Origin of the sequence: Burkholderia sp. E168m23, assembly GCF_016586125.1 — a bacterium.
GTDB classification, from domain to species: Bacteria; Pseudomonadota; Gammaproteobacteria; order Burkholderiales; family Burkholderiaceae; genus Burkholderia; species Burkholderia orbicola.
This window is the reverse complement of record NZ_BCPP01000429.1, coordinates 1-5,775: the sequence shown is the minus strand read 5'-3', so window position 1 is coordinate 5,775 and position 5,775 is coordinate 1. Positions and strand designations below refer to the sequence as shown.

Genomic DNA, 5,775 nt, shown 5'->3' with positions numbered 1-5,775 from the left:
AAGCAGCCGAAGCCGGGCGTGTTCGACCTGAGCGGCACGCGCGAGGCGCCGGTGCCCGCCGCCGTGCGCGCGGCGGATTTCGGTTCGGACAACAAGCCGTGGGTGAAGCCGCGTCTGGCACGCCGGGGATGGCAGCCGACGGTGCTGACGCTGGTGGCCGGTCTCATACTGGGTTCCGTGGGCCTGGCGGGCGCGCACGCGTTTCATGGCGGCAGGCGCGCCCCGGCGCGAAACACCGTTTATCAGGCGGCGATCGCGACGACGCCGGCCCGGAGCGAGACGGCATCCGTGATCGTGCCCGCTGACCCGGACGACGCGTCGGGCACTGCAGCCGCGGCGGCTGCCACGGCAATCGGCGTACGGGCGGCCGCACGCGATGAAGCCGCGCCGATGCCGGGTGCATCGGCCGGGACGCCTTCCGAGCGGAAATCCGCGAGCACGGCGCGCAGGAAATCGGTGCGCCCGGAAACCGCTCGCGAGCGTCTCGCCGCGGCGGCTCCCGCGTCGGGCGCGGCATCGCGCACGCATGCCGAGCGTCAGGACGACGCATCGTCGGCCGCGTCGCGGCCGGCTCATGCCGCCGTCGGCATGACCGCCTCGGAGTTCAAGCAATGGCTCGCCGAAACGCGCGAGCCGGCGCGTGCGGCATCGGCCGACGTGTCGCCGGGCACGGATCTGCAGGTGGCGTTGCCGAGTCACACCCGTCTCGTCGAAGCCGGAAGCGCAGGTACGCAATGACGTTCGACCGCCTGATCCCCGAAATCCTGTTCGGCTTCATGGGTCTCGTCGGCATCATCAATCCGTTCGGGATGGCATTCGTGTTTCTCGAGCGCACGCAGTCGCTGACCGAGCCCGAACGCGCGCTGCTGTCGAAAAAGCTCGGGCGAAACGTTTTCTTCACGCTGCTCGTGATCTTCTTCGTCGGCGCGCCGGTGCTGAACTTCTTCGGCATCTCGATGGAAGCGTTGCGAATCGGCGGCGGCTTCGCGGTGGCCGTGGCCGGCTGGTCGATGCTGAATGTGCCGGATGTCTCGACCGACGCGTCGATGGCGCAGGGCAGCGATTTCCCGAATCTGATGTCGCGCGCGTTTTTTCCGATGACGGTGCCGCTCACGATCGGCCCCGGCTCGATCGCGGCCGGTATCGCGCTGCATGCGAACCGTTCGCACGGCGTGAAGGATTATGTGCTGTCCGGCGTGATCTCGGTGGCGGTCGCGGCGCTGGTCGCGTTCGCGATCTGGCAGATCTACAGCCGTGCGACGACGCTGGCGCGCTATCTCGGCAGCGAAGGGACGAAGGTCGCGATGCGCGTCTCCGCGTTCCTGCTGCTGTGCGTGGGCGTGCAGATCATGCTGACGGGATTGGCGGCATTCGCGCAGATGCTGGGCGGGCACGCGGGGTGAGGGATCCCGGCAACGGCCGATCACGCGTCTGAACCGCGTGGGAGCATGAATTTCTCGAGGCGATTGTTGCTGAGGTCGGTGTGTTCGTGCGTCAAATCCGATCAGGGGCCGCCATGCGAACCAGCGTGACAAGCGATTGACGACGATCTTGATACGAAAACCCCCCAGGTAGCCGAACCCGGAATGGACAAGGCTGATTTGTTCCGAGAGGCAATCAAGACGTTCGTGCGTGTCCGGGAGATCTTGCCGATGCTGCCCGTCGCATTACGCCAGCGACGACGGAAGCTACTCGGGACAGGGCTGATTCTTGCCGCGGCTATCGCGCGTGGCGGCCTTTGGCGGGCACGCTGCGGTGCGCATGGGTGTCCGGCGCACGTTGCGCGGGAAGCGCGACGCCGCAGTGCGGGCAGCACGGCCCGTTGCCGTCGCTTGGCCGCGTGTTCGCCCTGGCGCGCTCCATCGCCGAGGCAACGAGTTCGGCGCCCATGATCCCGGTCGGAAACGCGATGATCCCGTAGCCGAGCAGGATCGCGCACGACGTGATCAACCGGCCGAGCGGCGTGACGGGCGTCAGGTTGCCGTAGCCGGTCGTGCTCATCGTCACGGCCGCCCAGTAGACGCCCACCGGAATGCTCGTGATCCCGTGCTCGGGCCCTTCGACCAGAAAGATCACGGTGCCGAGAATCACGACGAGCACGAACATCCCGCCGATGAACACGAAGATCTTGCGCCGCGCGCGCGTGAGCGCACGGATCAGCATCTGCCCTTCCTCGAGATAGATCGACAGCCCGAGGATGCGGAACACGCGCAGCAGACGCAGCAGCCGCACGTCGATCAGCGCATGCAGGCCGGGGAAGAAGAACGCGAGATAGGTCGGCAGCACCGACACGAGATCGACGATGCCAAAGAAGCTGCGCGCATACGCGACCGGCTTCTTCGCGGTGCAGAGGCGCAGCAGATACTCGGCGGAAAACAGCAGCGTGAACGCCCATTCGGCCGCGTAGAGCGCATGGCCGTATTGCGCGTGCAGCGTCTGCACGCTGTCGGCCATCACGACGAGCACGCTCGCGACAATGAGCGCGAGCACCGCGATGTCGAGCTTGCGCAGGAAAGCAGGGCGGCGCGCGACATGCGCGAGGGCATTGCGCGCCGTATCGAAGGAGGACTGGATCAGTGAAATCATGTGCCGCAGTGTACGGACGGCATCTCGCCGGGCCAATCGGACCTGTCCGATATGAGCTGTATGAGCCGGCCCCGATCTTCTTTCGTGCCCTGTTTCCAGGGATGCGCCGGAAACCATCAACGTTGACGCAATGGTGCGTCCCGAGTTGGTGCCGCTCAGACTATCGGTGCCGTTCTAAGTCTTAACGCATGAGCTTCGCAGATTTGCACCGAGCCGTATCAGTGCTCGTTGAGCGTAGTCCCGAGACGTTGTGTGCTGTGCCCGCTCAATGCAACTGATATGCCCTGCGCGCACGACATGAGACGGGACGGAAAACCACGCGGTGTCCCTCTAGACCTGTTCGATCAGGAATCGCTCGCGTTTTTTCCCCTTGATCCAGCCGGGTTCGCGACCGCGGCCACTCCACGTCGCGCCGGTTTTGGGATCGCGATACCGGGCCGGGATACGACCTTGGCCGACCTGCGGGGCGGAGGCGCTGCGCCGACGCCCAAAGACCTGCTCGGGGGTCAGCGCGTATTCGGCCACACGCGCGCGAACTTCCGCGAGAACGATGTCAAGCTCAGCCAGGCGGGCCTGTTCTGCTTGTTGTCTGAGCTGTTCAGCTTGCGCCTTCAATTCGAGATACGTTGGCATCGAATCGACTCCTATCGGATGAGCTCGCGTCGAAACTGGAAAAGATCGGCGCGTACGACCGATTAAACCGGCTCGCGAAAGCGAGGGTGCGTGCGTTCAAATGAATTGTCGCGGAAAATCTCACGCTTCTGACCTCCATAGTCTCGTAGTTGACGATGCGTCGTTCCGCAGCAAACACTGCATCGGCTGGCCGGCGAACGATATGCGGCGACATCGCAAATCGATTGCGTAGCGATTGAGCTGGTTTTTGCGCGCGGTGTTACCGCTTTTGAGTAGGTTGATCCCGTTGAGGCTCAGTGCCGAGGTGATCATGGTCATGAAGAGGTGGACGCATGGAACGCCCCGAGAAGGCTGACTATACGAACGAGCAGTGTTCGCTGTCGCCCGACGAATGCTCGGCGCTGCAAGCGCGCGTGCGGCGAGCAGAACAGGAAGTCGGTCGATTGCACAATCGCCTTGAGCTGAAAACCCAGGAACTGGCTAACTTGACCCGTGCAATTGTCGATTCTTCCGTCAGCCATTGCGATGTCGAGGCGCGATTGCAACGCGAGCTTCACGCGGTGTGCACGGGCATGGGCGGAACCACAATGCCAATGTCTGGTTTGCCCCTTCAAGCTGATTCGCCCGGCAAGCTTGTCACGGTCGAATTGCCTTATACGACAACGATCTTGGGCGTGTTGTTCGAGAGCATGTTCACGTTTTGGGCCGATTGTGATCCTCGACGCCTGCCCAAATCGTCGACCGTGGCGCGTGCCATCGACGAGCGACTTGGGTTTTCTGCTCAGGCCAACGGCGAAGCGTCACGCAGTGCTCAGGCTTATGCATCTGCGATTCGGCCGGACTGGGTGAAAGACACCGATCGCCGACATCATCGCGCGGGCCCGCGCATGTAGCGCGTTCGCGCCGGGCGAGTGTGTTCAAACCCGGCGCGGCGCGCAATCTCGCCGAGATGCCGCCAGTTTCTGGTCGGAAACGGTGTTTGACACCGGCCAGCGGCCTTTCAATGACCGCTGGTATCGGGCGGGGGCACGGACATCGAAAGTGCGACTCACGTGGGATGGGCGCCGAGCCATGTCACGGCGGCCAAAAGCTCGTGCGCGTTGCACCCCAGATTCGTGAACGTCGATCGCGTGAGTTCGATTGCGCCAATCAGGTAAGCTGGACGACCTGCGGTTTCGACAGTGTTGACGACTTGGAGCGCCAGACCGCAACGCTGGTAAAGTCGTGCCACGGCACGTGTCATGGCACCGATGACGCATGTGGCGCCCAGTGACGCGGCGATTGCGAGAATCGAAGGAAACAGCTGCATTCCAGTTGATGCGCGCATGATCGGGTTTGCCCCGCAGCGGGCGGCAAACCGCGACAGTTCCCAGACCGTGGGTGCGCATGGCAAGTCTAGAGCCGCTGAAGGCGCGCACAGTGTCTGGAGCAAATACGGCTGTGTGGTCGGTATCAATCGTGCACACCCGCAAATGTGCTGAGCCTGATCGACCGAGACGACGTGAATCGTACGACCCCGATCAAATTGATCCCATTCGGTCAGGCTCGTCGCGTCCGCTCCGGGTAACTGCCAACCCAGTCGACCTACAAATACGTCGTAGCGGAACACGCCGAGGCGGCGATGCATCATAGTTGGCATGTCGTCGAAACTGCCAGCGAAGATGGATGGCACGATTTTCCCCTCAAACAAAATAGCCGATGCCACGCTATCAAGCGCGTGAGGTGAGGGGAACTAGTTAGGTGGGGAGGTGCGGCGCCGATGAAGTTGACAGGACGCCCGTAGCGAGTCGCCATCGCGATGCATGCGATTGTGCGGGCACGCGCGGGTAAGCTCGAATGTGCTGATGGCGCCACGAGTCCACAATGAGGCCGGTCGATGGTCGGGTGGCCGGCAGGAACTGCCGCAGACGGTCCTGCTGGCCGCTTACACCTGGATCAAACCGGTTGTGACGGCATGCACAGCTGCCGCGGTTCGACTGTTGATGCCCAGAATCTTCATCGCTTCGGCGATATGGTAGTCAACGGTATGGGGCGATATGCCAACAATGGAGGCGATCGCCCATGACGATTTACCCCGGGCAACCCACGCAAGGCACTCTTGTTGGCGCGGGGAGAGTTCAATCGCCGGCTCAGGCCGATGGGGCTTCATCAATCGATGGAGCTCTTGATGAAAGAGCGCGCCAATTGAGCTCGCGAGGCGCATGTGGACTTCTGTCTTGATCTCCGGCGACGGACTGGCGAGATTCACCAGCAGGATGTCACCGTTGGTCTCGCGAAGCGGGATACTCACGCCACTGGTTAATCCCGCGTCGCGTGCCTCACCGAGCACGCGTTGCTCGATGCGATTCAAGCCTCTGATGTCGGCCCATCGATAGGGTGTGGCACGGGCAAACGCCATCCGATGGACCGGATCGACCGGACCGTAGTCTCGTTGCGCGTAATGGGCGACCCAATGATCCGGATAGCGTGCGCAAAGCGTCTCGACCGCCATCGAGCGGCCGTTTCCCGTGTGTCTTCGTGAGACTCGGCTGATGGCAAAGCGTGGGAAGCCCAACT

Annotated in this window: 7 protein-coding genes; 3 read left to right on the top strand and 4 right to left on the bottom strand. The window is 63.0% G+C overall.

Annotated features, from left to right (window positions below):
• Window positions 1-18: 18 nt before the first annotated feature.
• Both JMF90_RS21120 and JMF90_RS21115 read left to right on the top strand, forming a co-directional pair.
• Entirely contained in the window at window positions 19-738 is a 720-nt protein-coding gene (locus JMF90_RS21120; protein WP_236598013.1) for a hypothetical protein, read from the top strand.
• Window positions 735-1,403, top strand: coding sequence for a MarC family protein (locus tag JMF90_RS21115; RefSeq protein ID WP_011548575.1), 669 nt, complete (start codon window positions 735-737; stop codon window positions 1,401-1,403). The genes JMF90_RS21120 and JMF90_RS21115 overlap by 4 nt, the downstream gene beginning before the upstream one ends.
• Window positions 1,404-1,719: 316 nt before the next feature.
• Here the strand turns inward: JMF90_RS21115 and JMF90_RS21110 are convergent, their stop codons facing one another.
• A complete protein-coding gene (locus tag JMF90_RS21110) occupies window positions 1,720-2,586 on the bottom strand; it encodes an ion transporter (RefSeq protein ID WP_054928419.1) in 867 nt (288 codons plus the stop codon).
• Between the two features lie 330 nt (window positions 2,587-2,916).
• The gene (locus tag JMF90_RS21105) at window positions 2,917-3,219 is read right to left on the bottom strand and encodes an H-NS histone family protein (RefSeq protein ID WP_054928418.1); all 303 of its coding nucleotides are present in this window, start codon (window positions 3,217-3,219) and stop codon (window positions 2,917-2,919) included.
• 332 nt (window positions 3,220-3,551) lie between these two features.
• Between JMF90_RS21105 and JMF90_RS21100 the strand changes: the two genes are divergently transcribed.
• Window positions 3,552-4,112, top strand: a complete 561-nt coding sequence (locus JMF90_RS21100) for a hypothetical protein (protein ID WP_077178144.1) — start codon at window positions 3,552-3,554, stop codon at window positions 4,110-4,112.
• A gap of 155 nt (window positions 4,113-4,267) precedes the next feature.
• Here the strand turns inward: JMF90_RS21100 and JMF90_RS21095 are convergent, their stop codons facing one another.
• Together JMF90_RS21095 and JMF90_RS21090 are read right to left on the bottom strand one after the other, a co-directional pair.
• Window positions 4,268-4,891 carry an acyl-homoserine-lactone synthase gene (locus JMF90_RS21095; protein WP_082409431.1) on the bottom strand — a complete coding sequence of 208 codons (624 nt, stop codon included), beginning with the start codon at window positions 4,889-4,891 and terminating at the stop codon, window positions 4,268-4,270.
• A gap of 252 nt (window positions 4,892-5,143) precedes the next feature.
• Window positions 5,144-5,775 (bottom strand): LuxR family transcriptional regulator (locus JMF90_RS21090; RefSeq protein WP_201317177.1); only part of this gene is annotated, 632 nt, incomplete at its 5' end.